The organism is Filimonas lacunae (assembly GCF_002355595.1).
GTDB classification, from domain to species: Bacteria; Bacteroidota; Bacteroidia; order Chitinophagales; family Chitinophagaceae; genus Filimonas; species Filimonas lacunae.
Window position 1 is genome coordinate 1,458,435 of sequence record NZ_AP017422.1, and the last position, 23,728, is coordinate 1,482,162.

Genomic DNA, 23,728 nt, shown 5'->3' on the forward strand with positions numbered 1-23,728 from the left:
AATATGAAAAAAGGTTGTTCCTCAGCAGGAACAACCTTTTTTCATATGATACAAACGGACTTGTAGTTATTACCTACAAATACCGTTGCTCCAATATTTCTTTGTGATGTAATAAGTGGCCGTATATGATAAAGGCCAATGCATTCGCAGATGTTTTTGTGTTGTTGGAAGTGCCTGTGTTGTTAAACTGCTCTTCGGTAATGGACAATAACAACAGGTCGGTTGATTTGCGCAAGGCTGTGAACTCTTCTTTTAAAGCATCCAGGCTTCTGCTGCCGGCGTTGGCTGTTATAGCATAGTCGTTTTCTTCAAAACCCGGTATCGGTGTTTGGTCGTTGCGGGCTATGCGTAATACCCGGTAGCTTAATATCCTTTCGGTATCAATCACGTGTTGTAACACGTCTTTTACTGTCCACTTGTCTTGTGCATAGGCGTAATCCTGTTTGGCTTCGGGCAACGCATTGTAAAAGGTGGTAATAGTGCCGGTGTAATCGCTTACCATGGCGGGCACAGTATCACTGTTTACTTTGCTGATATATGCTTCCTGGAAGGGTGCATAATAAATACCGTTAGCGGGTTTGGCCATGTATGGTTTTATTTAGTGGGCTTGCTGTTTTTGAAGGTGGCTTTTGGTAAAACGATCTTCTTTTTTTCTTTTATTTCCGGTTGCAGGGTGGCTGCAATCTGTAATGCGGCAAACGCATTTATCATACCGCCTGTTTCGCATAGGGTGGCCATGGGTACGGCTTCTTTGGTGCCGGGCTTTATAATACGAATGGTGGAATCGACGCAAGGTGCAGCTGATTTTTCTATAGCGTATTTTACCTGGCGGGCAGATAAATCAGGGTAATAAGAACGTATTAATGCGGCTACACCGGTAACAACAGGTGAAGCCATGCTGGTACCTTTTAAAAAGCCATATTCACTTTTCCCGGGTAGCGTAGAGTATATTTTTACGCCAGGGGCGAATATGTCTACATTGGTTTTACCATAGTTGCTAAAGTCTGCTATCAGTTTGCCATCGCCAATATGCGGGTCGCTACTGGCCCCCACCGTAATGAAGTTATCGGCACGCTTTCCAAATTCCTGTAAATCGGCATTGGGGAAGTTGTCGTTTTCATCCAGGTTGGTAGATTCGTTGCCGGCTGCGTGTACAATTAATACGTCTTTGGTTTCGGCATATTGTACCGCTTCGTCCACCCATTTTTTCTCGGGCGAGAAGGCTTTACCAAAGCTCATATTAATAACCCGGGCACCGTTGTCTACAGCGTATTTGATAGCCAGTGCCACGTCTTTATCGTATTCATCGCCATCAGGGATAGCGCGTACCATCATTATCCTTACATTATCCGCTACTCCTTCTGTGCCAACGTTGTTGGTGCGGTCGGCGGCTATAATACCGCTCACGTGTGTGCCATGTAAGGGGTTAGGACCCATTACATCTGCATTGCCGTAAAAGCGGTCATTGATATTATAATAATCGTCTTTAATTACTTTTTCGCGGTAGTCGGGTGGGGGAACGTCTCTTGCTTCCAGTGATTCTTTTTTGCCTTCGGCGTATTCGGACAGCTGAGAAAGAATGAGGGTGTTGCTGTCGTCGCCTTCAAAGCCAAACAGTTTTAAGCTGGTGAGGTAGCCTAATTTGGCTGCTTTTACAGGGGAGGTAGCGGGTTGGAATTTCTCCAGCTGTTCGCAGGTAAATTCTGTTTTACCCATGGCATCCTGTAAGGTTTTCTCGTGCTTTTTCAGTGCTTTCAGCGCCATTTCCACAAACATCAGCTCGGCTTGTTCTTCGCTGTTGGCCGACATTTCCTTAGCGGCTTTGGCCCACAGTTCGTAAGTGGCTTTTTCGGTACCTGGAAGGCTGTCTTCGTTAATGCTGGTGCCTGAGAACTTGTTTTTATAACGGTGGTACAGTCTTGTTTTTTCGTCGGAAGCCTTTTTCAGGTTATTCCCGTCTTTATTACCCAGGAAGTTCCATCCGTATACATCATCCACATACCCGTTGCCATCGTCATCTATGCCATTGCCCGGTATTTCTTTGGGGTTATGCCATAAAATAGCTTTTAAATCTTCCTGCGTAGTATCTACGCCTGAGTCGATCACCGCCACAATAACGGGCGTACTTTTTTTATCTTTCAGGAAAGTGTATGCGTTGGTAATGCTGATGCCATAAAAACCATCCTGCTGCAAATCTTTCAGGTGCCAACCTTTCAGGTTGTTTTGCCCCTGTACGGTGCCAGCCCATATAAAACAGGTGAATGCTGCAAAACCGTATTTTCTCACTATACATCTCATGTGTGCACTGCCGGGAATAAATTATAAAAACTCAATATAATTACAAATATCGATCACTTAATATAAGGGGGGCGCTAATTTCCCGATTTTATGAAATTATTAATTATTGGTGGAGTTATAAGTCAAATTTAATTCCCTGTGCCAGAGGTAGTTGTGTGCTATAGTTGATGGTATTGGTCTGGCGCCGCATATAGGCTTTCCAGGCTTCGGAGCCACTTTCGCGGCCACCACCGGTTTCTTTTTCCCCGCCAAAGGCGCCACCTATTTCGGCTCCGCTGGTGCCTATGTTCACGTTGGCAATACCACAATCGCTTCCGGCGTAAGACAGGAATTGCTCTGCTTCGCGCAGGTTCAGTGTCATAATAGAAGACGAAAGGCCCTGTGGTACACTGTTTTGCAAGTTAATGGCTTCGTCAATGGTTTTGTATTTCAGTAAATACAGGATGGGAGCAAAGGTTTCGTGCTGTACAACGGGCAGCTGGCTGTCTACCTCGGCAATGCAGGGTTTTACATAGCAGCCGCTTTCGTAGCCTGCACCTTCCAATACGCCACCTTCTACTGCAAAGCGACCACCCTGTTGTTTACATTGATCAATGGCAGTGAGATAGTTTTGCACGGCATCTTTATCTATCAAGGGGCCTACGTGGTTGTGTTCGTTGAGCGGGTCGCCAATACGCAGCTGACCGTAGGCTTTTACCAGTTTTGCTTTAAAAGCTTCGTATACGCTTTCGTGTATAATCAGGCGGCGTGTGGTGGTGCAGCGTTGTCCGGCGGTGCCTACTGCGCCAAATACACAACCAGGTAGTGCAATGCCTAAATCGGCATGTTCGGATATAATAATGGCGTTGTTGCCGCCTAATTCCAGTAACGAACGGCCTAAGCGGGCTGCTACTGATTGTGCTACGGCTTTGCCCATACGGGTAGAGCCGGTGGCGGAAACCAGTGCTACGCGTTCGTCAGCAGCCAGTTGTTCGCCCAGTTCGCGGCCGCCCTGCACCAGGCAGCATACGCCTTCGGGAACATGGTTATTTTTAAATACTTCTGATATAATGTTTTGTACGGCGATGGCACACAGCGGCGTTTTTTCGCTGGGCTTCCAGATACATACGTTACCGCAAACCCAGGCCAGTGCACTGTTCCAGCTCCATACGGCTACCGGAAAGTTGAAGGCAGAGATGATACCAACCACACCCAGGGGGTGCCATTGTTCGTACATTCTATGTAAGGGGCGTTCGCTGTGCATGGTAAGGCCATATAACTGGCGCGACAATCCCACCGCAAAATCGCAGATGTCTATCATTTCCTGTACCTCGCCATAGCCTTCCTGCAGGCTTTTACCCATTTCGTAGCTTACCAGTTTGCCTAATGCGGTTTTATGGGTTCGCAGAGCGTCGCCCATCTGGCGTACAATTTCGCCACGTTTAGGGGCAGGTATGGTGCGCCATTGCAAAAATGCCTGTTGGGCTGTTGCCACTACCTGTGCGTAGGCAGCTGCATCGGTAGTCTGTACGGTGGCAATGGGTTGGCCATTTACAGGTGAAAAAGATTCCAGCACGCCACCGTTTGAAGGAAGCCATTCGTTTCCGGTTGATGTTCCATTATTATGGTCTTTGATCCCTAATTGTGCTAAAATCTCTTTCATTATTTGCTTGTTTTCTGGTGTTGTGATGATGTATTTATCTATGTAAGAGTTTAAAAATGCATTTGCATTCCTGTGGGTTGAAGCGAATTTCTGTAAAATATACCGTATTAGCAAAGGGTTATTAAACTGTAAAAAGTATAATAAGTATTATTTCCCTGTAACATTCTGAGGTGTATTTCGTTTCATTGCCAGATTCAATTCTATACTGTTATGAGAAAACTACTATTTATGGTACCCGCCTGGTTAGCCGGCCTGGTGGTTTGCGGGCAGCCGGCACATTCTGCAAAGAAGTATTCTCCCGAAGCTTTGCGAATAGATTTACTATATATTCAATACCAGTTGTTGAATGTGCAGGCTAATCCTTTTGCCTTGCATAATAAGGCTTCCTGGGAACAATTGTTTTCAAAGCTGGAAAAAGAATGTAAAGACTCTTTAACGGCTGAGGAATTTGTAAAACGGATGAGCGCAGTTATAGCGTTATTGGGAGATGAGCATGCCCACCTGGATGTAGCGGCTGCAACAAAGGTTTCCGGTTCGGCAACGTCTGGTAATGCCAGGCAGTCTGCTGCAGAACAGCTTCGCTATGCTGTTTATGGTAAAACAGGTTATTTGTATGCCGGATCTTTTGATAGCTGGAGCCAGCAGGAGACTGCGCGGTATGGTGCGGTGCTGGATTCCATTTTTTACCAGATACATCTGGATAAGCTGAATAAACTGGTGATAGATGTTAGTGAGAATAGCGGGGGAAATTCTGCACTGGGCGAAATGATCATTGAACATTTTTATACAAAGCCCTACCTGGATTATTCCTGTAACTGGCGAAGGAGTGACGAATATGCACGGCTACTGGATAGCTGGGGTTTTAAGCCGGAAGAACGTTATATGCAGTTGTCGCCCGGCAAGATATTGCATCTGCCATCGGATACTATACGGCCTGCACCGGGCGCTTATACATTTAATGGAAAAGTGTATGTAATGGTGGGGGATGGTACGTTTTCGAGCGCTATTATTTTTGCTACCCTGGTGAAAGACAATCACCTGGCTACATTGATTGGAACCACGCCTGCATCGGGACATCCTACACATTTTGGGGAATTGTATAATACTACTACCCCGGTGTTAAAATTGCAGTTGCGTTTTGGTGTGAAAGAATGGATCAGGCCGGCAGGAACAGGAGGGGAGAATGTATTAAAGCCGGATATTGAAATGCCTGTAAAGGGAATGAATATAGCTTCTTTAATGGACCGGGTAAGCCGGTTGTAGTGTGTATATAACAACAAGGCCAGGTGCTGTTTTGCGCCTGGCCTTGTTGTTATACTTAGTGTTCAATTATCCTTCCATGCGTTTTTGCAGTAATTCCTGCACCTGTTTCTGGTAGGTATAACTTACCGGTATGGTTTTGTCGCCTATGCGTATGGAGTTTTTGTTCCAGCCATCTACTTTTTCTACAGGCACAATGTACGAGCGGTGCACGCGTACAAACTTGGTAGGCGGCAGCTTTTCGGCCACTGCTTTCATGCTCATGTGCACCAGTATGGGCTTGGGTGAAAGGTATAGTTTGATATAATCGTCTAATGCTTCAATAAGGTCTATATCTTTAAAATATATTTTATTCCACTGATAGTTGTGTTTCACAAACAGGTAGCCTTCATTTATCTCCCTGTTCTGACGGTATTCTATCAGCTCTTTGGCTTTGGTAACGGCTTTGAGAAAGCGCTCGTAATCGAACGGTTTTACCAGGTAGTCCACTGCATCGAGGTTAAAGCCTTCGGCTGCATATTGTCCAAACGCGGTGGTGAATATTACCAGGGGTTTGTTTTCCAGGCTGGTGAATAGTTCCAGCCCGTTAATATCGGGCATTTGTATATCCAGGAACAGCAGATCCACTTCGTTCTGCTGCAGGTATTCTTTTGCTTTTACGGCATCGGTAAAGGTGGCCACTACCTCTAATTCCCCGGTTTTACGGGCATATCCCTGTACTAACTGCAATGCCAGTGGCTCATCATCTATTGCTACACATCTCATATTACTTCACTTTTATAACCAGCAGTACTTTGTATTGCTGCGGGTTAGATTCAATGGTTAAAGTATGTTTACCAGGGTATAACATATCCAGCCTGCGCTGGGTGTTAACAATACCTGTTCCGGTGCCTTCGTGTTTGTGCGACACGGGCACTATATCATTAACACACGTAAAGGTTACCTGGTTGTTATCTACCTGTAAGTTTATGTCAATTGCTGAAGGATGGTGGGTGCTGATGCCGTATTTGAAGGCATTTTCTATGAAAGGGATGAACAATAAAGGGGCTACAATTACATTTTCCACTTCGCCGGCTGTGGCGAAATTGATATGTACTTTATCGGTTAACCGTAATTTCTGTAAATCAATATAGCTTCTGGCAAAATCTATTTCGTCCTGCAACGGCACTTCATCGTTTTGCGACTCTTCGAGGGTGTAGCGCATAATGCGCGATAGTTTCATTACCGCATCCGGCGTTTTATCGCTGTTGGTAACGGACAGGGAATAGATACTGTTTAATGTATTAAACAGGAAGTGGGGGTTCACCTGCGATTTTAGCAGCGACAGCTCTGTTTGCAGTTGCTGGCGGGTAACTTCCAGGCGATTTTCTTCGGCCTGAAACCATTGTTCTATTACTTTGGAGCTACTGCTTACTACAAAGGTGAGCATAAATAAGGTAACCGGGCCAGGCCATATAAAACGGTAGTTGAGCTTGAATTTTGGGTTTTTTGCCAGCTGGTCGTGTATATATTTTTGTGTTTCAGGGGCTTTAATGAATATAAGGTACAGTATTGCCAGGTACACAATGAGGTAAAGAGCCACTGATACAATATATATCAATGTTTTTTTCTTAGCCAGCAGGTTGGGGATGAGCCACCACCTGTTTAGATAATAAAAAATTATTAATATAATGTTGGAGGTGATCAGTGAGTTTACAAACCGGGGGCTGGAGAGGGGAGAGGGTGTTGATTTGGGATTATAGTATAAAAAAACGAAGGGCAACATGAAGAATATAGCCCATGCTGCAATATTGAGTGCGAGTTGTGCCGCTAAGTTTTTACGTGCTAATACCAATGTGTTAATATTAAAAGCCACCCCTGTTTCCCGGTGAATGCACCTGAATAATAGGGGTGGTAAACAAACTTAATTACAATAATTTCCAGTATTCCCTGAATTTAGATAATACCGGTGATTTTATCGGTGGTAATTTTTAGTAAGATTCCTTTTCATTAGGGAAATCGTTTGATTTAACATCAGCGATATACTGTTGTACAGCTCCTTTAATATTCTCGGCCAGGTTCAGGTATTGCCTGAGAAAGCGGGGCTTAAACTCGCTGTTAATACCCAGCATGTCGTGCATTACCAGCACCTGCCCGTCACAATATCCGCCAGCTCCAATACCAATGGTGGGTATAGTCAGGCTTTCGGTTACTTCTTTAGCTAAGGAGGCAGGTATTTTTTCCAGCACCACGCCAAAACAACCTGCGTTTTGTAGTATTAATGCGTCTTTTTTCAGTTTATTGGCTTCTGCTTCTTCTTTAGCACGCACGTTGTAGGTGCCAAACTGGTAAATACTCTGTGGAGTAAGGCCCAGGTGCCCCATTACAGGAATGCCGGCAGATACGATTTTTTTTACACTGTCTTCAATTTCTTCACCGCCTTCAATTTTCAATCCGTGCGCCCCGGTTTCTTTCATAATGCGTATGGCGGATGCCAGCGCTACTTCACTGTTTCCCTGGTACGAACCGAACGGAAGGTCTACAATTACCAGTGCCCTGTGGGTGCCGCGGATAACGGATTGGGCATGGTAAATCATCTGATCGAGTGTAATAGGCAGGGTGGTTTCGTGCCCGGCCATTACATTGCTTGCGCTGTCGCCTACCAGTATTACCTCTAAGCCTGCTTCATCAAACAGTTTAGCAAAAGAGAAGTCGTAAGCCGTTAACATGGAAATTTTTTCTCCATTGGCTTTCATCTTCTGCAATGTGTTTGTGGTAACTTTTTTAATCTCTTTGTTTACTGACATTGCTGCGTATTAAGTGATTTATACACGTTTCAACGCCGCAAAGTAAGAGAAATTATCATTGTGTTAACCAGGTGGCTTTGCTTATTTCGTTGTAGAGTATTTGTATAAGACCATCGGCCAGGCCAATTTTAGGCACATATATTTCGTCAATATCTGCCCATCGCATGATGTTGATATAAATCTGGAGGGCGGGAATAATAACGTCGGCCCGGTCTTCACGCAACTTGTACAGGCGCATTCTTTCGTCGAGGGAAACGCTGGACAGCTCTTTGTAATAGTCGCGCAGCAGGTCGGAAGTAAGGGGTTTGCCTTCTTTTTTCTTGCTGAGGGAGAATACTTTGTTGATGTTACCACCTGAACCAATGGCGGTGATAGGCCAGGGGCTTTTGGTATTGAGCTTCAGATGCTCTTTCATTTCCTGCCACTGGCTTTCTTCTACCTGGTTTTTGAGCAGGCGAATGGTGCCAATGTTAAAAGATTCTTTGTATTTGAGCCTGTTATCGGAAAAGAAGGTAAGCTCAGTGCTGCCACCACCTACATCTATATACAGGTAGGAATGCTCGCGATCGAGGTTTTCGGCAATATGGTTTTCATAGATAAAAGAAGCTTCTTCATTACCTGAAATCACCTTTATTTCGATACCTGTTTCCAGTTTTACCTGGTGAATGATATCTACTGCATTGGTAGCGTCGCGCATGGCGCTGGTGGCACAGGCTTTTACATGGTCTACCTCATACACTTTCAGTAAATGGCTATAGGCTTTCATGGTTTGCAGTATCATATTGGTTTTATGACTGCTTATTTCGCCTTTTTCAAACACATCAAAACCCAGCCGCAGGGGAACCCGCACCAGGTTTAATTTATTAAACTGAGTATCGCCTTTTTCTTTTTCTACCACTTCTACAATCAGCAGACGGGCAGCATTACTTCCTATGTCAATGGCTGCTAGCTTCACTATGCTTTCCGGTTTTTTGATAAAGGTATTGATAGGTTTCTATCTGTGACCTGATCTTTTTTTCGTCGCCCGAAATTACATAGTTATTAGATAGCTCGTCATCCAGCCAGCGTGCTTTAACATTATCAGCCAGTTGTATGTTAATGATATCTTTTAATTCTTTCTGTATAGCGGGTTGCAGAATAGGTACTGCGGCTTCTATACGGTGGTCGAGGTTGCGCACCATCCAGTCGGCAGAAGAGATATACATCTTTTCTTTACCGCCGTTGTGAAAGATGAGTACGCGGGCATGTTCGAGATATTCATCGATAATGCTTACAGCATGTATGGGTTGCTTAAACCGGCGCTGGTCGGTTTTGGGACAGAAGATGCTGCGAACAATGATGTTGAGTTCAACACCTGCTGTTGCAGCCTCGTATAGTTTATTAATCAATAACTCATCGCTGAGAGAGTTGAGTTTGATATAGATCTTTGCTGTTTTTTTGGTTTTGGCCGTTTTAATTTCCCTGTCAATCATCGCTATCAGTCTTTTACGCATGGCGTTGGGGCACACGAGTAGCGTGTTGCAGTTGCGCAGGTGCTGTATAGTGGTTTTGGGATTTTCGAGGTATTTGAAAATGCGGTTGATATCGGCCATTACGCTACGGTTGCTGGTAAGCAGGCAGTGATCGGCATATACACGGGCTGTTTTTTCGTTAAGGTTTCCGGTGCTTACGAAGCCATACTGGATAATGCGGGTGCCTTGTTTTTTCTTAATCACACACAACTTAGCGTGTACTTTGAGGTTGGCAACGCCTATTAATACTTTTACGCCTTCTTCTTCCAGCACTTCTTTCCATTCCAGGTTGTTTTCTTCATCGAAGCGTGCGCGCAGTTCCAGCATTACTACTACTTCTTTACCGTTACGTGCTGCGTTAATCAGCGCGTTGATCACACGGGAAGCAGGAGCCAGGCGGTAGGCAGTTATTTTAATGGTAGTTACATCGGGGTCCATCGCTGCCTCGCGCAGCAGGTCTATTACCGAGCCAAAGCTATGGTAGGGTAAATGCAGCATTACATCTTTCTGCAGTATTACTTCTGTTACCCGTTGTGCTTTTTGTAAATCGGGATGTGTAAAGGGAACTCTTTCTTTTTTCTGTGCCTTGAATACATCGGGGAAATCCATAAAGTGCCGGAAGTTGTGGATACGGCCACCAGGTATAATGTTGTCTCTTCGGCTGAGGTTTAAACGGCGTATAAGGTATTCGAGCAGGCCGGCATCCATTTCCTTATCATACAGGAAGCGAACAGGTTTGCCCTTACGCCTGTTTTTGAGGCCCTTTTCTATCTTTTGTACAAAGGACGTAGATACATCGTTGTCGATGTCTATTTCTGCGTCTTTGGTTACTTTAAAAATATGAGCATCGAAATGATCGTATCCGAAATAGGAGAAGATATAAGGCAGGTTAAACCTGATCACATCTTCCAGCAATATAATATGGTGTTCGCCGGGAGGGGAGGGCAGCTGTACAAAGCGGCCCACTACCTTGCTGGGGATTTCAATCAATGAATATTTCTGGTCGTAAGCCGATGCTGTTTTACGCATTACCACACCCAGGTAAATACTCTTATCACGCAGATAAGGCAGCTGGGGCAGGCTTTCAATCAACAGGGGAATAATGTTGGCCCTTACCGATTCATCGAAAAAGTTTTTCACAAACTCCTGCTGTTCTTTATTCAGGTTTTGTTCGTTGGTCAGGTATACTTTTTCCTTATTCAGTTGTTTGAGTATATCTTCCCAAATGCGGTTAAACTCGTTTTGCTGTTGCAGTACGGTCATTTGAATCTGGTCCAGGATAGCCTGTGGGTTGTCTTCGAGGTGCATGTTTCCTTTCTTGCCGCCCAGTTCTATCATTCTTCTGAGGGTGGCCACACGTACCCGGAAAAATTCATCCAGGTTGTTGGAATGGATGCCTAAAAAACGGATCCTTTGTTTTAAAGGAACAGTAGGGTCATTTGCTTCCTGTAAAACGCGGGCATTAAAACTAAGCCAACTGATATCTCTGGCCTGCAGATTCTTTTTGCTCATACGGTTATGATGGGGTGCTAAAATAAACAAGGCTGGGGTGTTGCCATGTTAAGTTTTTAACAATCCTTTTTTTAGGTGTTATGCTTTTTGCTTCTGTATCAACTCAATTAACCCGGTAGTGGAAAATCCTTCTACAATAGGGTTAATCACTACCCTGCCGCCATTAGCAAGGACTTCTTTAGCGCCTACAATCTGCTCAATGGTGTAGTCGCCACCTTTTACCAGCACATCGGGCATAATAGCGGTGATGAGGTTAAAAGGAGTATCTTCTTCAAACACTACCACGGCATCGGTCATTACCAGGGAGGCAAGTAATAACGCACGGCTTTGCTCATTGTTCACCGGGCGGGTAGGTCCTTTTAACCGTTTGGTGCTGGCATCACTGTTTACACCTACTATTAAAATATCTGCTTCGGAGGCTGCCTGCGACAGGGAAAATATGTGGCCTTCGTGCAGTATGTCAAAGCAACCATTGGTAAATGCGATTGTTTTACCCAGTACACGCCAACCAGCTATCAGGTGTTGCAGCTTGCTTAATGTGGTAATTTTATGCGGGATGTGTGCTGCGTTTCTCATTCATTCTTTGTTTTAAGTGATGTATCATAATCCAGGCTATTGTTCCTGTTACCATTGTAAAGATAAATTGTGCAGTCCATAATATCCACCCGCTGGCGCGTCCAATGTTTTCACTTAATCCATAAAAGCTGAGGGTTTTTTGAATAATGATAGGGTAGGCGCCCAGCCCACCGGGCGTAACCATTATGCCCAGTGAACCGAAGATAAGCATGGCCAGGGCAGTAGTTACGGGCAGGTGCGCCGTTTCCTGCAAGGCCCAGCAGCCAATCCAGGTAGAAAAAATATAGCAGGTCCATATCAACAGGGTGTTGAGCAGGAACAGGGGTTTATTTTCCAGCCGCTGAATACTTCTAAGCCCTTCTGCTAATCCTTTCATCACACTTTTTACCAGGTGCGCTGTTTTATGGTGGTGCTTTACCCGGCGCCAGACCCATACCAGCGATAAAATGACTATGGCTATTCCCAACAGCCACCACCAGCGACCGTTTCCTCCGTTTACTATGCTGTGGCCGGCCCTGTTGTATAATTCGATGAAATAAGTTTCCATGTGCTGATATTCCAACAGCACGGTAGCGGTGGTTATAATGGCCAGGCACAGGATGTCGAAGGCGCGTTCGGCTACCAGGGTGCCAATGAGTTTTTCTGTGGGTATTTGTGCGGCTTTTGCCACGGAGGTGCAGCGAATAATTTCACCTGCCCGCGGAATTAACTGGTTGGCAATATAGCCGATAAGCAGGCCGCAAAGCAATTGTGCGGTAGTGGGTGTGTAGCCTAATGGTTGTATAAGTTGTTTCCAGCGTCGGGCGCGAAACCAGTGGCTGGCGATAAGAACGGCAAAAACAGGTAAAAGCAGCCAGAAACGGGCTTTTAATAAAGCGGCTTTGATATCGGCTGTGTCGGCAGCGGTGAGTGAATGTACCGACCACCAGACAAAAAACAGGGCAATACCAAAGCCTACTAAGTATTTAATTATATAAAGGGTTATCCGTTTCATTACTGTAAGCGTGGTGTTTACAGCAATTTACCTAAGATAGTTTATATAAAATCTGAATATTTTACTATAGTTTGTTTCCGTCTTTTGGAAACACAATTGCGGGTTTCCAGGTTTTGGCGGCTTCAAAGTCCATAGTGGCGTAAGAGATGATGATGATGATATCACCGACTGCGCCTTTACGTGCTGCCGGGCCGTTTAAACAACAGGTTCCACTGCCTCTTTTACCTTTGATAAGATAGGTTTCAATGCGTTCGCCATTGTTGACGTTCACCACCTGAATCTTTTCATTCTCAATCATATTGGCGGCTTCCATCAGTTCTTCATCTAATGTTAAACTACCTACATAATTCAAATTGGCCTCTGTAAGAACAGCCCTGTGCACTTTGGATTTTAATACTTCTATTTGCATCGCGGGCGCAAAGTTATGACGAAAAACTAAATAACAAATTATCAATCAGGCGCACGTTGTCAATAAATGCTGCCACCAGCACCACCAGTTGCTGATCTTTTACTGGTTTTGTAACAGGTTCCAGGGTAACAGCATCTGCAATACTGATATAATCTACCTTGTCAAAGCCATTTTTCAGCAAAAAGCTGGTGGCTTCTTCTTCTAAAGTGATAATATCTTTTTTTGTTATGTGTTGGCTGATTTCTGTTAAACTTTTGTAGATGGCGGTGGCTTTTTGCCTGGCTTCGGGCGAAAGGCGCACATTACGGCTGCTCATGGCCAATCCATCGGTTTCGCGCAGGGTAGCACCAAGTTTTAGTTGGGTAGGCAGGCCGGTTATTTCCAGCAGCTTACTAATTACCATGCACTGCTGGTAATCTTTCTGACCCATAACAATGGCATCAGGCTGTACAATGTTCAACAAATGGTGCACTACCTGACAAACTCCCTGAAAATGTCCGGGACGAAAAGCGCCTTCCAGCAGGGTTTCTATCCGGCCCAGGGGGTAAGGGGTGGCTAACTGCTGCCCGTTGGGATACATTTCATCCACGGTGGGCATGAATAGTATATCCAGCCCTGCCTGTTCGGACAGTTGAATGTCCTGTGCAGTGGTAATGGGGTACTTTTCAAAATCTTTTGGATCGTTGAACTGGGTGGGATTCACAAATATGCTACAAACTGTAATATCGTTTTCCCGTTTGCTTTGTGCTATTAATGAGAGGTGTCCCTGGTGTAAAGCGCCCATAGTAGGCACAAAACCAATGCTTTTGTTCTCGTTTCTGGCCGCTGCAAGTGCTTGCTGCAACTGGCTAATTTGTTTAAAAAGGATCATTTGACTGCTATTTCCACTGTTTTTAGTACCTTTGCCCCCTAATTTTTAAAGGGTTTAAGCCTAAATTCTGCCTAAGAATGTCAACAAAGAAAAGAATTTTATTCATAGCCACGGAAATGTCTCCTTACCTGGAGCTGACTGAATTTGCTGAAATAGTGAACAAACTGGCTATAAAAAGCAACGACAGCGGGTTAGAAGTAAGATGTATTATGCCTCGTTTTGGAGTAATTAACGAGAGAAGGCATCGTTTACATGAAGTAGTTCGTCTTTCGGGTATCAACGTGTCGGTAGACAATGATGATTATCCCTTACAGATCAAAGTTGCCTCATTACCCAATGCCCGTTTACAGGTTTATTTCCTGGACAATGAGGATTTTTTCAAGCGCAAGCAAATTTTTACAGAAGACAACGAAGAGTGGTTTGAAGACAATGGTTTACGTACCATTTTCTTTTGCAAGGGTGCGTTAGAAACAGTGAAAAAATTTGGCTGGCCTCCGGACGTGATCCATTGCAGTGGCTGGATGACAGGTCTGATTCCTATGTATTTGAAAACTGCTTATAAAAAAGAACCTGTTTTTTCGCAAAGCAAGGTGATTTATACTATCGGGTCTAACACGTTCACCGATTCGCTGGGTGAAGATTTTGCTGAAAAAGCAAACATCCATGCCAACATAAAGGACAAAGACCTGGAAGCTTATAAGGAAGCTAACAATACCGCATTATTCAGAGGTGGTGCTTTACATGCTGATGCTGTTACTTTTGGTTCGGACAATGTAGAGCAATCTCTGCTGGACGAATTCAGCAAAGTAAAGGGCAAGAAAATCATACCTTTTAAAGGCTGGGACAGCGATTTTGCTGAGTACCAGGAATTATACAATGATCTTGCGGGTAAGTAATTTACCTACTATATTTGCCGACCATTAAATTCAAAGAAGATGCCTTATCTTTTTACATCCGAAAGTGTGTCTGAAGGACATCCGGATAAAATTGCCGATCAGATATCAGACGCCCTGATTGATAACTTCATGGCTTTTGATCCTACCAGTAAAGTAGCGTGTGAAACATTAGTAACTACCGGACAGGTTGTACTGGCAGGTGAAGTGAAGTCTAAAGCTTACCTGGATGTACAGGATATTGCCCGTGGTGTAATTCGCAAAATAGGTTATACCAAAAGCGAATATATGTTTGAGGCTAACAGCTGTGGTATTCTTTCTGCTATTCACGAACAGTCTGGCGATATTAACCAGGGTGTAGATAAGAAGAAGAAAGAAGAGCAGGGTGCTGGCGACCAGGGTATGATGTTTGGTTATGCTACCAACGAAACAGCTGACTACATGCCACTGGCATTAGACCTGGCTCACAAATTATTATTAGAACTGGCTGCATTACGCAGAGAGAATAAAGAAATCAAATACCTGCGTCCTGATGCTAAAAGCCAGGTAACGCTGGAGTATGATGATAATAACAAGCCTATCCGCATTGATGCTATTGTAATTTCTACCCAACACGATGATTTTGCAGAAGATGCAAAAATGCTGGCTAAAATTAAAAAAGACATCATCGGTATTCTTATTCCACGTGTGAAAGCGCGTTATAAGAAATACGCTCACCTGTTTAACGACAAAATCAAATTCCATATTAACCCTACCGGCAAGTTTGTAATTGGTGGCCCACACGGCGACACTGGTTTAACTGGTCGTAAAATTATTGTGGATACTTACGGTGGTAAAGGTGCACACGGTGGTGGTGCTTTCAGCGGTAAAGACCCGAGCAAGGTTGACCGTTCTGCCGCATACGCTACCCGCCACATTGCTAAAAACCTGGTAGCTGCCGGTGTTTGTGATGAGGTGCTGGTACAGGTTTCTTACGCTATTGGTGTAGCTAAACCCACCAGTATTTATGTAAATACTTACGGTACTGCCAAAGTGAAGAAAACCGATGGTCAGATTGCGAAATTAGTAGAAGGCATTTTTGATATGCGTCCTTACTTTATCGAGCAACGCCTGAAACTGCGTAACCCTATTTACAGCGAAACTGCTGCTTACGGTCACATGGGTCGTAAGAATGAAGTAGTGGAGAAAGAGTTTAAAGGACCAGATGGCAAGGTTATCAAGAAGAAAGTAGAACTGTTTACCTGGGAAAAACTGGACTTTGTTCCGCAGGTGAAAAAGGCTTTCGGTATTAAATAATACTTGAAGTATTGCTGGTAACCCTACCAGTGATTAAAATATAAAGGGCATCAGGAATGTAAATTTTCCTGATGCCCTTTTTTTATCTTTATATCATGACAAGAGAAGAACAGTTTATGCTGGAAGCCATTGCGCTGAGCAGACAGGGAATGTTGAATGGGGAGGGTGGTCCGTTTGGTTGTGTGATTGTAAAAGGCGATACGATTGTTGGGCGGGGATGGAACCAGGTAACCTCTACTAATGATCCTACGGCACATGCCGAAGTGGTGGCTATACGGGATGCGTGTAAAAATCTGGGGGTGTTTCAGCTGGATGGTTGTGAGATATATACTTCGTGCGAGCCTTGTCCTATGTGTTTGGGGGCTATTTACTGGGCCCGTCCGGCTAAGTTGTATTTTGCCAATACGCGTTATGATGCTGCTACGGCAGGCTTTGATGATGCCTTTATATATGAAGAGCTGCCTTTACCTGTAGAGTCGCGAAAAATTGCTACCAGTTGCCTTTGCCGCGATCATGCTTTTTCTGTGTTTGAGGAATGGATGATCAAAGCCGATAAAAAGGAATACTAATCCATTACCGGCCTTTTAGCGTAAAATGGTGGTGATACAGGTGTAAAACGGTATAGCCTAATACACATAACAGCAGGATGATGACTGCCGCCACCAGAATCCAGGGAAGGTCTTTTATTTTCCTTTTCTCTTTTCTTTGCTTGCGTGTATCCAGCTGATTTTGCAGGCCTTTATTTAAGTGCTTTACCTGTGCTTTCAGTTGTTTTTTTGAGGGGAAGCTGGCAAGGCCTTCCATAGCGTCATTGAGGAATGCAGAATCCGCCATCTTCTTTTCAACGTTGTGCTGTTGGGCAGCATCTAACTGTCCTTCCAGGTACTTCAATAGTTCCTCGTCGTTCAGGTCGTCCTGCTCATCTGCTAATATATCTTCAAAGTTCCTCATGATTTCTTTTTCAATTTCTGTTCTACCAATAACCTGAGATTGCGTTTGCCATTCTGTATAAAGCTTTTTACCTGCAACAGGCTAAACCCTGTTTTTTCGCTTACCTCGTTATAGGAGTTCTTTTGCAGATAAAATAAAGTTACACAGGTTTTTTGTTCTTCGTTGAGTTCGTTCATGGATGCTTCTACCAGGTTCAGTACTTCCTCTTTTTCGGCCAGCTCGGTAAGCGCATTTTCAGGAGCGCTCAGGGGCATGGTTTCCGTTATCTCTTTGGTTGCCTTGCCTGTTTTATCCCGCAGCTTCATTAAGCAGTGGTTTTTGGCAATCATATACAACCAGCTTTTAATATAGGTTACCTGGTATTTCTGCAGTTCGGTAATAGCTTTTAAAAATATCTGCTGTACACTGTCGCGGGCTTCTTCTTCGTTTTTCAGATACTTCATGCACACACCCAGCAGCAGCATGGTATACCGTTGTAACAAAATACCCAGCCATTGGTTATTTCTGGTGGAGTAGAAACGCTCTAGTAGTTCCTGATCACTGATATGGTCTGTGTTCTCTCTGTTCATCTGGTGGTTGGGTTCGTCTGTACTGAACCGGGTAGGGTAAGTGATCGAAAGCGGGCCCCTGCCTGGCTCAACGGCAAATATAGCTGCCATATGGCAAACATTTTACTTATATAAGATGCGGCTGCTTTATTATTCCATAACTTCCCGGTAAAATTTTGGCAAATGAGCTTTGTAGCCTGTATTGTTGCGGCCGCCCCCTTACGCGCAGAGGCAAGTCATAGAAGTGAAATGGTGAGCCAGTTGTTGTTTGGCGAGTTTGCCCGTGTGGTAGAAACTACCAAAGATTTTGTGAAGCTGGTTACCTTATATGACAACTATGAAGGCTGGTGCCAGGCCAGTCAGCTTACCGGGGTAACCGAAGCGGCTACTTTGTTGCCGGTGGCTGGTTATAGCAGCAGGGAGTATGCAGCTGTTATCAATAATACCGCAGTGCCTTTTTCCATCGCTACTCCTGTGTATGCTACAGAAACGGTTTATCAATGGGATCATTATACGATTACTTATGTGCCCGGCTTTTTGCCGGTGCAGGCTTTTTCAGAACAGGCGGTAAAGCAACTGGCTTTGCCTTACCTGAACGTGCCTTATTTATGGGGCGGCAGAAGTTCGTTTGGTATTGATTGCAGTGGTTTTACCCAGCAGGTGATGAAGATGATGGGCGTGCGGTTGCTGCGTGATGCTTCGCAACAGGCTACACAGGGCGAAGTAGTGGACTTTTTACAGGAAGCACAGTGTGGCAATCTGGCTTATTTTGATAATGAAGAGGGGCGCATTACGCATGTGGGTATTATGCTGAACAATGCAGAGATCATCCATGCTTCGGGCCGTGTGCGTATTGATAAGATCGATAACCAGGGGATTGTGAATTCGGATACGGGAGTGAGAACGCATAAGTTAAGAGTGATTAAAAGAATGAAATAATATAAAAAAGCCTTACTGATGTAGTAAGGCTTTTTTGCATTATAGAAATGTGCGGCTATTGCACCAATACCAGTTTTTGACTTACTGCTTTGCTGCGGCCTATTGCTTTTACTATATACATGCTGCTATTGCCAGCCAGCCGGTTGGCAACCAGGGTATACTGGCGCCTGGCGCCTAATATGTTCCTGAATACTTCCTTGCCCTGCATATCATATATGGCCAGGGTTACGTTTTCTTTTTCGGTAAAGCCATTGAGCTGAATGGTGCAGGTAGCACGTGCCGGGTTGGGATAGATGGCTATGGCCTGTGTGGCTTTGACAGTGTTGTTATCTGTAACTACTGGTGTTGCCATTGTAGTGGCTGCGGATAGTGATGTTACAGGGATGCCTAATACACGCCATTCGAGTATGCCGGTAGATTGTGTGGTGTTGAGCATACTTACCCGCAGGCGGCTGGTTTGCACCGGTGTGATGGTAAGTACGTTGTTGGCATCTTTTACGCGTGGCACACTGCCTAGTGTAACCCAGGCAGCGGTGGTACTGTTCCAGTACTGAATGCTGGCAGTAGTGGGTGTTAATACGCCGCCGGCATCATCAAACCAATATACTTCTGTAGAAGAGATCTGGTAAGGTTGTGTCCAGTCGTATTGTACCCATTGTGTAGAATTGGGATTGTTCCAGTTACCGTATGCGCCATGCGTTTTATCATTAGAATTGGCAGGTGTATAGCCATCGTTTACAGCGCTTAAGGTTTCCCACGACGACACATAAGAGGTGGTTGCATTGGCTAGTGGCGCTATGTTGCTGGTGGTAGTGCCGCCTGTGCTACAGCCTATAGCTGTCCAGCTCATCTGGGCATCGGTAAAATTGCTGTAAGTGGTATTGATATCTGTGTTGGAGGCATCGGATGCGCCTTTGCCATCACATTCTGCACGACCGTTATTGGTGTGCGGTGTTTGCAGGTAATAGCCTGCTGTTGAGCAATTGCCTATTTCCACATCACCACCCAGTACCACGCCGGTGCCACCATATGTAGTGCCCCATGCCCAGGCGTTATCGCGGCAGATGGTATTGCCCGATATGGTGCAGTTGGTAAGTACGGCGCCATCTGTTATCTGGGCCGAACCGGAGTAGGTGCCGCCATACACATTACAATCGCCACTGAACACTACGGTGCTGGATGCGGTTACGCTTTCCAGGCGCGCAGTGCCTTCTACACGAACAGTGCCGGAGAGGTTGGAAGAACCTACTACTATGGCTTTGGGGCCTACATATACCGTAGATGCTACAGTTGCGCTATTGGCTACCCAGCCGCCGCCATTGGTATGTGTATGACCTGCGTACAAGGCTTTTACGTCGGCGCGGAAGGTGCTTTGGTATCCTTCGGGTAATGCATTTTCAATGCGCAGTTCGTAAGGATATCTGTATTGCCTGGGCCAGCCTGGTTCCCATACATAATCATGTTTAGCGGTGGGGGCGCCCATTACCACCAGGTATAATTTAGAGGTGGATGCGGTGAGTGTATAGGTGGCTTCACTATCGCTGGAGCTTTGGGTGGCGCCATATACACTGGTAGTGCCATTGGCTAATACTTCTACAAAACCCCATCGCCAGCCAGCCTGCCCATTTACTTCGGTATGGCCTTTGAATTTAACGTGCACGGTATTGGATGCACAGTTGGGGTAGAGTGGAATGATATTGATACCCTGATCTTGCGGAGCCATGTTTTTAGGAACGATATAGCGGTTGGTGGTGGCGCTTATCTGGGTAAGGATAGTGTATTGCCGCCATAGCCAATGGTTTTCGGCGGCGCTGGTTTTATAAATGTTCAGCTGGTCGCGCATATCCGCTCCGAAACTTTGAGCGGGATAATCGCAGTTTACTTCCCGTTTTGCATAGTCGTACATGGCGTCGTTTAACTGGGCTTGTGTCCAGCCGCTTATTCTGCGCCAGGTTTCGGTAGGCACTTCGTTGGCTACAGACTCTCTCCATAAACGGTTAACGGTGTTGATACCGCCATAGTTTTGCTGTATGTTCATGAGCCATTTAAAGGTGCTGTAGTGATGGCGGGTAGAACCGATATAATACTGGCGTGTCATTAACCAGCGTGGCAGATCATCGCTGGCAACAGTGGGATATTGCAGGCAGCGCATGTAGTTGGCATGTGTTTCCCAGAAATAGCCTGCAGGCTCGTAGTTGTTGAAACCGCCCTGGTTACCGCCGGGTTTAAAGTCTATCCGGTTTTGATTTTGCAGGGAGTGTGCCAGTTCATGTGCAATCACATATGGATCGCGGGTGGCATTGGGATGAATCCATAAAGCGCCGATCATTTCATCATAAGCGCCACCGAATGCCCAACCTGTAGGGCCGCCGGCACCGTTGTAGGTTTCGTTCATCACCACTATTATTTTATAAAGTCCCAGCTTGCCACTGTTATCGTGGAAACCTACTGTGTTGATGTAATAGCTGAAACTGGCTTCGAGATAGCTGGCTATAGCAGCGGGATCGAAGCGCAGGTTGGCATCGGAATAAGTGGTGGGATTTGCGCCCACTTTTGCACCCCAGAAGATGACAAAGTTGGTGGATTCGTATTTGTAATTGGGCGCCCATTCGTTCCAGGGCGCTGTGCTAAACTGTGTGGGTATATACACGGTTTTGGCGAAGAGGGATGTGCATGACAATAGTAGTAGTACCAGTAATTGTACAATTTTGTGTTTCATAAAGCTGACTTGAAGGGTGTTTAAGCCTGGTTAATAAATGTTTGATAACGCACGTTGGTGCGCGTTTGCCTGACCTGTTACGGACAGGCATGACAAGATGGTTCTATGTTGTTTTGTTATTACGTTTTGGGTGTTTTGGTGTGGAATAGTGTGTTAGTGTATTGGCAGCAATTGCTATCTGTAAAGTATTCTGTTTAGTTTATAACCTATTCTTAGAAATTACTCTGTATTTGCAGTAAATTATCCTTACTGTTTGTTTTTTGATGACGAAGCAGGTAAGGGATGTCTGTAAAACAATCCGGGCTTGCGCCCCATCCCCGATGGATAAGGATGGTGACGGGCGTTGAACGGATCGTTTTTTTTGCAGCAAGGAGGGGTAACGCAGTAGGTTTTACGAAAAAGAATGCTGCGTTGATGAAGGAAAATATATTGCTGCTATAGTGCAGAGCGGTGCTAACCAGTGATAGAACAGAGAGGATAGAAGCGTAAAAAGCGCTTATGGAAAAAATATTCGTGCTGACGGAATTTCCGTTGGTGCTGACGGAAAAACCGGAGGGGCAAACGGAACAGCTGTATGGCCAAACGGAAAAAGTATTTGAGCAAACAGGAGGGTGGTACGGTAGAGTAGCACTTTGGTTTGACCCTACAGGTATTCCGTCCGGGCAAACAGCAGACTGGTTTGTTTCTACGGAAAAAATATTCTTGCAAACGGGGTGATTGTTTGATCAAACCAAAGTACTGTATGGGCATACCAGGCCACCGTCTGACCATACAGTACTTTGGTTGGGCCATGCAATGGTTCCGTCTGATCAGACAGGACCTCCGTTGGTACGAATATTTTTTCCGTAAGTGACACCGGCAAAATAAAAAAGGGTGCACTGTTTCCAGTACACCCTTTTCTTTGGAAGAAAAATATATTATTTGAAATCAATCAGATTCATTGCTCTGCTGAAATAAGTCACTGCTCCAGGTAATGCTAACCAGAAAAACTCACGGTAAACAAAAAGCAACACAATTAAGATTGCTAACCAGAAAAAAAACAGGAACCAATATTTGCCGGTTGATTGTTGAGCTTCCATTCTTTCAAAATTTTAGCAAAAGTAAGTAAGAAAGTTTTAATATGCTTATTTGGCAATGAGCTTTTTATAAGCTTCGATAGCATCTTTTACAATGCCGTGTGCCATAGCCATATCACCAAAGTCTTCTACTTTTACGGTTTTGTTTTCTAACCTTTTGTATTCTTCGAAGAAGTGACGCAGTTCGCTGAAGAAATGCGGAGGTAACTCATCGAAAGAATTGTAGTGGTTAACGCTTGGGTCTTTAGCAGCTACCGCAATGATTTTATCATCCGCATCACCACCATCTACCATTTGCATTACACCTAATACTTTGGCTTCGATAAGGGTTAAAGGCTGTACAGGCAAAGAAGTGATTACCAGGATATCCAACGGATCTTTGTCATCACCATACGTTTGCGGGATAAAGCCATAGTTAACAGGGTAGTGGAAAGATGAATAGATAACCCTGTCGAGTTTTAACAGACCGCTAGCCTTGTCAATCTCGTATTTAGCCCTGGAACCTTCCGGGATTTCAATAATAGCATTAACAATTTCAGGAGCTGATTCTCCGTATGGTACGCCATGCCAGGGATGTAGAACATTCATCATAAGAATCTTAATGTTATTTGAGGTGGCAAAGGTAATGGCTAAACGGTCTGATCCGCCATTTTTTTGCCGATACCCCCTTGTTTTTGTTAAATATTTCCGCTAATAGTATACTTAAAGTCTACTAACCAGCCCCCGGGGGCCTTAATTACTTTCACTTTTCGTGCTATGCGGTCGAATGAGTTTTTATAATTTATGATGTCAGTAGAGTCGTCCAGCGCTTCTACCTGGTTAATGATAATGGAAGCCTGTTTGTATTGCTTTTTATCGTTGGCGCTTTTGCTGGTATACGCAATTTGCATTTTCTGCAGGTTTTGCAGGTTGGCGCTGTCTTTTGCCATATAAAACAGGGCTTTATCAAAATCGCCTTTGAGATAGCCATCTATAAACTCCCTGGCCGCATCGAGTGAGTTTTCTGCTTGGGGGTAATTATGCTGTTTGCCGCCGCATGCTGCCAGTAATAACACGGGTAGCAGCCATACTGTCATCCGTTTCAACACGTTTGTTTTCATTTAATCCAGGCTTTTATCAAAAGCAACTTTCCACTTGCCGTTTTCTTTTTCCAGCTGCATAATGGTTGCTTTTCTATTATCGGGCAAAACTACCTGAACTGTGGCAGTTGACTCTGATTCTTTTAGTGTTTTTGTGGTAAAATTGGCTGCTTCCTTGCTGGAAGTGGTCAACTTTTCGCCCAAATTGCCTAAAAGGGTGAGCATTTCGGCGCTTTGACGGGTGGCATATTTTTTTGCCTTAGCATAATTCTTTTCCTGGAAGGCGGTAAAAAATAACCTGGCAGCCTCGGAAGGGCTATCCGCAGAAGGACTACAACGAATAAGAAGTAGCAGCATCATGAAGATAG

At 44.8% G+C, this 23,728-nt stretch carries 25 protein-coding genes; 6 read left to right on the top strand and 19 right to left on the bottom strand.

Going from position 1 to position 23,728, the window contains the following annotated elements; translation table 11 throughout:
• Positions 1–73: 73 nt before the first annotated feature.
• The 3 genes from FLA_RS05935 to amaB all read right to left on the bottom strand — a co-directional run bounded on the left by FLA_RS05935 (position 74) and on the right by amaB (position 3,940).
• Positions 74–586 (bottom strand): DinB family protein, encoded by a 513-nt coding sequence (locus FLA_RS05935; protein WP_076380162.1) that lies wholly within the window; start codon positions 584–586, stop codon positions 74–76.
• Between the two features lie 8 nt (positions 587–594).
• A complete protein-coding gene (locus FLA_RS05940) occupies positions 595–2,298 on the bottom strand; it encodes a S8 family peptidase (RefSeq protein WP_076380161.1) in 1,704 nt (567 codons plus the stop codon).
• A 115-nt stretch (positions 2,299–2,413) separates the two neighbouring features.
• Positions 2,414–3,940 carry an L-piperidine-6-carboxylate dehydrogenase gene (gene amaB, locus FLA_RS05945; RefSeq protein WP_076380160.1) on the bottom strand — a complete coding sequence of 509 codons (1,527 nt, stop codon included), beginning with the start codon at positions 3,938–3,940 and terminating at the stop codon, positions 2,414–2,416.
• Positions 3,941–4,150: 210 nt separating this feature from the next.
• Between amaB and FLA_RS05950 the strand changes: the two genes are divergently transcribed.
• Complete coding sequence (locus FLA_RS05950) at positions 4,151–5,203, top strand: S41 family peptidase (RefSeq protein WP_084206319.1); 1,053 nt, start codon at positions 4,151–4,153, stop codon at positions 5,201–5,203.
• Between the two features lie 66 nt (positions 5,204–5,269).
• On the opposite strand, the gene FLA_RS05955 is transcribed toward FLA_RS05950, so the two are convergent.
• The 9 genes from FLA_RS05955 to panC all read right to left on the bottom strand — a co-directional run bounded on the left by FLA_RS05955 (position 5,270) and on the right by panC (position 13,859).
• The gene (locus FLA_RS05955) at positions 5,270–5,965 is read right to left on the bottom strand and encodes a LytR/AlgR family response regulator transcription factor (RefSeq protein WP_076380158.1); all 696 of its coding nucleotides are present in this window, start codon (positions 5,963–5,965) and stop codon (positions 5,270–5,272) included.
• Between the two features lies 1 nt (position 5,966).
• Positions 5,967–6,800, bottom strand: a complete 834-nt coding sequence (locus FLA_RS05960) for a sensor histidine kinase (RefSeq protein WP_159445130.1) — start codon at positions 6,798–6,800, stop codon at positions 5,967–5,969.
• Between the two features lie 370 nt (positions 6,801–7,170).
• Complete coding sequence (gene panB / locus FLA_RS05965; RefSeq protein WP_076380156.1) at positions 7,171–7,986, bottom strand: 3-methyl-2-oxobutanoate hydroxymethyltransferase; 816 nt, start codon at positions 7,984–7,986, stop codon at positions 7,171–7,173.
• A gap of 55 nt (positions 7,987–8,041) precedes the next feature.
• On the bottom strand, positions 8,042–8,941 hold the full coding sequence (locus FLA_RS05970; RefSeq protein ID WP_076380155.1) for a Ppx/GppA phosphatase family protein: 900 nt from the start codon (positions 8,939–8,941) through the stop codon (positions 8,042–8,044).
• Positions 8,922–11,009 carry a polyphosphate kinase 1 gene (ppk1, locus tag FLA_RS05975; protein WP_076380154.1) on the bottom strand — a complete coding sequence of 696 codons (2,088 nt, stop codon included), beginning with the start codon at positions 11,007–11,009 and terminating at the stop codon, positions 8,922–8,924. Before ppk1 ends, FLA_RS05970 begins: the two co-directional genes overlap by 20 nt.
• Positions 11,010–11,087: 78 nt before the next feature.
• Positions 11,088–11,585, bottom strand: a complete 498-nt coding sequence (rfaE2, locus tag FLA_RS05980) for a D-glycero-beta-D-manno-heptose 1-phosphate adenylyltransferase (protein WP_076380153.1) — start codon at positions 11,583–11,585, stop codon at positions 11,088–11,090.
• Positions 11,557–12,579 (bottom strand): lysylphosphatidylglycerol synthase transmembrane domain-containing protein, encoded by a 1,023-nt coding sequence (locus FLA_RS05985; RefSeq protein ID WP_076380152.1) that lies wholly within the window; start codon positions 12,577–12,579, stop codon positions 11,557–11,559. The genes rfaE2 and FLA_RS05985 overlap by 29 nt, the downstream gene beginning before the upstream one ends.
• Before the next feature lie 64 nt (positions 12,580–12,643).
• A complete protein-coding gene (gene panD / locus FLA_RS05990) occupies positions 12,644–12,988 on the bottom strand; it encodes an aspartate 1-decarboxylase (RefSeq protein ID WP_076380151.1) in 345 nt (114 codons plus the stop codon).
• 13 nt (positions 12,989–13,001) lie between these two features.
• Positions 13,002–13,859 carry a pantoate--beta-alanine ligase gene (gene panC, locus FLA_RS05995; RefSeq protein WP_076380150.1) on the bottom strand — a complete coding sequence of 286 codons (858 nt, stop codon included), beginning with the start codon at positions 13,857–13,859 and terminating at the stop codon, positions 13,002–13,004.
• A gap of 77 nt (positions 13,860–13,936) precedes the next feature.
• Here panC and FLA_RS06000 point away from each other — a divergent pair, with 77 nt between their 5' ends.
• From FLA_RS06000 to FLA_RS06010, 3 genes are all read left to right on the top strand, one after another.
• Complete coding sequence (locus FLA_RS06000; protein ID WP_076380149.1) at positions 13,937–14,755, top strand: glycogen/starch synthase; 819 nt, start codon at positions 13,937–13,939, stop codon at positions 14,753–14,755.
• 39 nt (positions 14,756–14,794) lie between these two features.
• Positions 14,795–16,048, top strand: coding sequence for a methionine adenosyltransferase (gene metK / locus FLA_RS06005; protein WP_076380148.1), 1,254 nt, complete (start codon positions 14,795–14,797; stop codon positions 16,046–16,048).
• A gap of 95 nt (positions 16,049–16,143) precedes the next feature.
• Positions 16,144–16,617, top strand: coding sequence for a nucleoside deaminase (locus FLA_RS06010; RefSeq protein WP_076380229.1), 474 nt, complete (start codon positions 16,144–16,146; stop codon positions 16,615–16,617).
• Between the two features lie 4 nt (positions 16,618–16,621).
• Here FLA_RS06010 and FLA_RS06015 read toward each other — a convergent pair whose 3' ends face one another.
• Both FLA_RS06015 and FLA_RS06020 read right to left on the bottom strand, forming a co-directional pair.
• Positions 16,622–16,999: a hypothetical protein gene (locus FLA_RS06015; RefSeq protein ID WP_076380147.1), complete on the bottom strand. Its 378-nt coding sequence runs from the start codon at positions 16,997–16,999 to the stop codon at positions 16,622–16,624.
• Complete coding sequence (locus FLA_RS06020; RefSeq protein ID WP_231940400.1) at positions 16,996–17,658, bottom strand: RNA polymerase sigma factor; 663 nt, start codon at positions 17,656–17,658, stop codon at positions 16,996–16,998. Before FLA_RS06020 ends, FLA_RS06015 begins: the two co-directional genes overlap by 4 nt.
• A 72-nt stretch (positions 17,659–17,730) precedes the next feature.
• Between FLA_RS06020 and FLA_RS06025 the strand changes: the two genes are divergently transcribed.
• Positions 17,731–18,486 (top strand): C40 family peptidase, encoded by a 756-nt coding sequence (locus FLA_RS06025; RefSeq protein ID WP_076380146.1) that lies wholly within the window; start codon positions 17,731–17,733, stop codon positions 18,484–18,486.
• Between the two features lie 55 nt (positions 18,487–18,541).
• On the opposite strand, the gene FLA_RS06030 is transcribed toward FLA_RS06025, so the two are convergent.
• Complete coding sequence (locus FLA_RS06030; protein WP_076380145.1) at positions 18,542–21,205, bottom strand: DUF6055 domain-containing protein; 2,664 nt, start codon at positions 21,203–21,205, stop codon at positions 18,542–18,544.
• Between the two features lie 498 nt (positions 21,206–21,703).
• On the opposite strand from FLA_RS06030, the gene FLA_RS06035 reads away from it, so the two are divergent.
• The gene (locus FLA_RS06035; RefSeq protein ID WP_076380144.1) at positions 21,704–21,922 is read left to right on the top strand and encodes a hypothetical protein; all 219 of its coding nucleotides are present in this window, start codon (positions 21,704–21,706) and stop codon (positions 21,920–21,922) included.
• 200 nt (positions 21,923–22,122) lie between these two features.
• Here the strand turns inward: FLA_RS06035 and FLA_RS31370 are convergent, their stop codons facing one another.
• From FLA_RS31370 to FLA_RS06050, 4 genes are all read right to left on the bottom strand, one after another.
• Positions 22,123–22,284: a hypothetical protein gene (locus tag FLA_RS31370; RefSeq protein ID WP_159445129.1), complete on the bottom strand. Its 162-nt coding sequence runs from the start codon at positions 22,282–22,284 to the stop codon at positions 22,123–22,125.
• A 45-nt stretch (positions 22,285–22,329) separates the two neighbouring features.
• On the bottom strand, positions 22,330–22,872 hold the full coding sequence (locus tag FLA_RS06040) for an inorganic diphosphatase (RefSeq protein ID WP_076380143.1): 543 nt from the start codon (positions 22,870–22,872) through the stop codon (positions 22,330–22,332).
• A gap of 86 nt (positions 22,873–22,958) precedes the next feature.
• Entirely contained in the window at positions 22,959–23,381 is a 423-nt protein-coding gene (locus FLA_RS06045) for a DUF4878 domain-containing protein (RefSeq protein ID WP_084206318.1), read from the bottom strand.
• Positions 23,382–23,720 carry a nuclear transport factor 2 family protein gene (locus FLA_RS06050; protein ID WP_076380142.1) on the bottom strand — a complete coding sequence of 113 codons (339 nt, stop codon included), beginning with the start codon at positions 23,718–23,720 and terminating at the stop codon, positions 23,382–23,384.
• Positions 23,721–23,728 lie beyond the last annotated feature (8 nt).

Coding starts and splice junctions, on each gene's coding strand:
- FLA_RS05935 (WP_076380162.1), bottom strand. CDS start 586: ATGGCCAAACCCGCTAACGGTATTTATTATGCACCCTTCCAGGAAGCA.
- FLA_RS05940 (WP_076380161.1), bottom strand. CDS start 2,298: ATGAGATGTATAGTGAGAAAATACGGTTTTGCAGCATTCACCTGTTTT.
- amaB (WP_076380160.1), bottom strand. CDS start 3,940: ATGAAAGAGATTTTAGCACAATTAGGGATCAAAGACCATAATAATGGA.
- FLA_RS05950 (WP_084206319.1), top strand. CDS start 4,151: ATGAGAAAACTACTATTTATGGTACCCGCCTGGTTAGCCGGCCTGGTG.
- FLA_RS05955 (WP_076380158.1), bottom strand. CDS start 5,965: ATGAGATGTGTAGCAATAGATGATGAGCCACTGGCATTGCAGTTAGTA.
- panB (WP_076380156.1), bottom strand. CDS start 7,986: ATGTCAGTAAACAAAGAGATTAAAAAAGTTACCACAAACACATTGCAG.
- ppk1 (WP_076380154.1), bottom strand. CDS start 11,009: ATGAGCAAAAAGAATCTGCAGGCCAGAGATATCAGTTGGCTTAGTTTT.
- rfaE2 (WP_076380153.1), bottom strand. CDS start 11,585: ATGAGAAACGCAGCACACATCCCGCATAAAATTACCACATTAAGCAAG.
- FLA_RS05985 (WP_076380152.1), bottom strand. CDS start 12,579: ATGAAACGGATAACCCTTTATATAATTAAATACTTAGTAGGCTTTGGT.
- panD (WP_076380151.1), bottom strand. CDS start 12,988: ATGCAAATAGAAGTATTAAAATCCAAAGTGCACAGGGCTGTTCTTACA.
- panC (WP_076380150.1), bottom strand. CDS start 13,859: ATGATCCTTTTTAAACAAATTAGCCAGTTGCAGCAAGCACTTGCAGCG.
- FLA_RS06000 (WP_076380149.1), top strand. CDS start 13,937: ATGTCAACAAAGAAAAGAATTTTATTCATAGCCACGGAAATGTCTCCT.
- metK (WP_076380148.1), top strand. CDS start 14,795: ATGCCTTATCTTTTTACATCCGAAAGTGTGTCTGAAGGACATCCGGAT.
- FLA_RS06010 (WP_076380229.1), top strand. CDS start 16,144: ATGACAAGAGAAGAACAGTTTATGCTGGAAGCCATTGCGCTGAGCAGA.
- FLA_RS06015 (WP_076380147.1), bottom strand. CDS start 16,999: ATGAGGAACTTTGAAGATATATTAGCAGATGAGCAGGACGACCTGAAC.
- FLA_RS06020 (WP_231940400.1), bottom strand. CDS start 17,658: ATGGCAGCTATATTTGCCGTTGAGCCAGGCAGGGGCCCGCTTTCGATC.
- FLA_RS06025 (WP_076380146.1), top strand. CDS start 17,731: ATGAGCTTTGTAGCCTGTATTGTTGCGGCCGCCCCCTTACGCGCAGAG.
- FLA_RS06030 (WP_076380145.1), bottom strand. CDS start 21,205: ATGAAACACAAAATTGTACAATTACTGGTACTACTACTATTGTCATGC.
- FLA_RS06035 (WP_076380144.1), top strand. CDS start 21,704: ATGGAAAAAATATTCGTGCTGACGGAATTTCCGTTGGTGCTGACGGAA.
- FLA_RS31370 (WP_159445129.1), bottom strand. CDS start 22,284: ATGGAAGCTCAACAATCAACCGGCAAATATTGGTTCCTGTTTTTTTTC.
- FLA_RS06040 (WP_076380143.1), bottom strand. CDS start 22,872: ATGATGAATGTTCTACATCCCTGGCATGGCGTACCATACGGAGAATCA.
- FLA_RS06045 (WP_084206318.1), bottom strand. CDS start 23,381: ATGAAAACAAACGTGTTGAAACGGATGACAGTATGGCTGCTACCCGTG.
- FLA_RS06050 (WP_076380142.1), bottom strand. CDS start 23,720: ATGATGCTGCTACTTCTTATTCGTTGTAGTCCTTCTGCGGATAGCCCT.